3 protein-coding genes are annotated in these 2323 nt (G+C 46.6%); all 3 read left to right on the forward strand.

Going from position 1 to position 2323, the window contains the following annotated elements:
- On the forward strand, window positions 1-985 hold a 985-nt coding region (locus B7Y67_RS15545; protein WP_293599414.1), incomplete at its 5' end, for a leucyl aminopeptidase.
- Window positions 986-1001: 16 nt separating this feature from the next.
- Window positions 1002-1466, forward strand: coding sequence for a DNA polymerase III subunit chi (locus B7Y67_RS15550; RefSeq protein WP_293599415.1), 465 nt, complete (start codon window positions 1002-1004; stop codon window positions 1464-1466).
- 16 nt (window positions 1467-1482) lie between these two features.
- Complete coding sequence (gene lgt, locus B7Y67_RS15555; protein WP_293599416.1) at window positions 1483-2280, forward strand: prolipoprotein diacylglyceryl transferase; 798 nt, start codon at window positions 1483-1485, stop codon at window positions 2278-2280.
- Window positions 2281-2323: the final 43 nt, after the last annotated feature.

The following is a 2323-nucleotide window of genomic DNA, read 5'->3' on the forward strand; positions in this document are numbered from 1 at the left end:
CAAAGAGCTCAAGGCCTCAGTTCCAGAGGGTGCTGCGATGGTTGAGGGTATGAACTTGGCTAAAGACTTGGGTAATTTACCTCCGAATATTTGTACGCCAACTTACTTAGGTAAAGCGGCGCAGGGCTTAAGCAAGAAGACTGGCCTCAAGGTGGAGGTCTTGGGCCGCAAGCAAATTGAAGCTTTGGGCATGGGCTCTTTTTTATCGGTAGCCCAAGGTTCAGATACGCCGCCACAATTTATTGTGATGCGTCACCAAGGTGGTAAAGCTGGCGAGGCTCCGATTGTGTTGGTGGGTAAAGGCATCACCTTTGATACAGGTGGTATTTCCTTGAAGCCTGGCGAAGCCATGGATGAGATGAAGTACGACATGTGCGGCGCTGCCTCTGTGATTGGCACGATGTATGCCACAGCATTAATGAAGTTGAAGAAGAATGTCATCGGCGTAATTCCGACTTGTGAAAATATGCCTTCCGGCAATGCCACACGCCCCGGCGATATTGTGAAGAGTATGTCTGGTCAAACGATTGAGATTCTCAATACCGATGCAGAAGGTCGACTGATTTTGTGCGATGCCTTAACTTACGTTGAGCGCTTCAAGCCCAAGGCTGTGATTGATGTAGCCACTTTAACTGGGGCCTGCATCATTGCATTGGGTCATGTACATAGTGGCGTATTTTCAGATGATGAGGGTTTAGTGAACTCTCTTACTAAAGCGGGGCACGCCTCTTTGGATACTGTATGGCGTTTGCCTTTAGATGCGGCTTACCATGAACAACTCAAATCGAATTTTGCGGATGTTGCCAATATTGGTGGACGTCCGGCTGGTAGCGTGACTGCCGCTTGTTTCCTATCGCGCTTCACTGAAAAATATAAATGGGCTCATTTGGATATTGCTGGAACCGCTTGGAAGAGTGGTGCCGCTAAAGGTGCAACGGGACGCCCAGTACCTTTGCTTGTGAATTACTTGTTAGATCAAAAATAAGCGCAGAAAGTCATTCATGGCTCGTATTGATTTTCATAGCAACGTTAGCGATAAGCTGGAATACGCTTGTCGCTTAACGCGCAAGATCTGGAGCGCTACACCTGCTGGCGAGTCTGTACGCAACATCGTGATGGTGGGCGAAAGAGCAGACCTCAAAAAATTAGATGAACTGCTATGGACATTTAGTGCAACAGATTTCCTGCCACATTGCTTTATCGAAGATGAAGCAGCGATAGATACACCCATCTTGCTGACAGATCATTTTTTATCACCTGCCTTGTCTCAGTTGCCGCATGCGGATGTACTCATTCACTTGGGTATGAAAATGCCATCTGATGTTCCGGCATTGCTTGCACGTTTCCCTCGTATTGTTGAGGTTGTCACGATCAATGAATCTGAGCGCCTTGCAGGTCGCGAGCGGTATAAGGCTTATCGTGACCTTGGTCATGAGCTGCATAATTTTGATCAATCTAAAGCATGATTGCTGATTACTCAGTATGTTGATTCATCCAGAATTTGATCCTGCTGTAATTCGGATTGGCGCATTTGCCATTCATTGGTATGGGCTAATGTATCTATTGGCATTTGCTCAATTTTTATTATTAGGTCGTCTGCGCATCCGTACTCCGCGATATCAATCTTTGGGTTGGTCATATAAAGATCTTGAGGATCTTTTATTTGCTGGCGTTTTAGGCGTGGTGCTGGGTGGACGTTTGGGTTACACCTTGTTTTATATGCCCGGCTACTATCTTGCGAATCCTCTGAGTATCTTCAAGATATGGGAGGGTGGCATGTCTTTTCATGGCGGCCTGCTAGGAGTCTTATTGGCCTTGCTCTGGTTTGCCTATCGCCGCAAGGTTTCCTTCTTTGTTGTGAGTGACTTAGTTGCGCCACTTGTTCCATTTGGTTTGGCATTTGGCCGCTTAGGTAATTTCATTAATGGCGAGTTATGGGGGAGGCCAACAGACCTACCATGGGCTATGGTGTTCCCAATGGTGGACTCCATTCCGCGCCATCCCTCCCAGATTTATCAATTCTTGGGTGAAGGCATTTGCCTGGGGATCGTGCTTTGGATATATTCCAGTAAACCGCGCAGGGTAGGGCAGATTTCTGGCTTATTTTTATTGGGTTACGGCATTTGCCGTTTCCTAGCGGAATTTGCTCGCGAGCCTGATGCCTTCTTGGGCCTCTTGGGCCTCGGTTTATCTATGGGGCAGTGGCTTTCCGTACCCATGATTATTTTTGGAATTTACCTTATAGTAAGAGTAAATCCGAAAAACGGCAGTTATCAGTAGTTAAAAATCGAGTTTTCTAGGTCTTTTGTAGTCAATTTCTTAA

Source organism: Polynucleobacter sp. 35-46-11 (assembly GCF_002281105.1).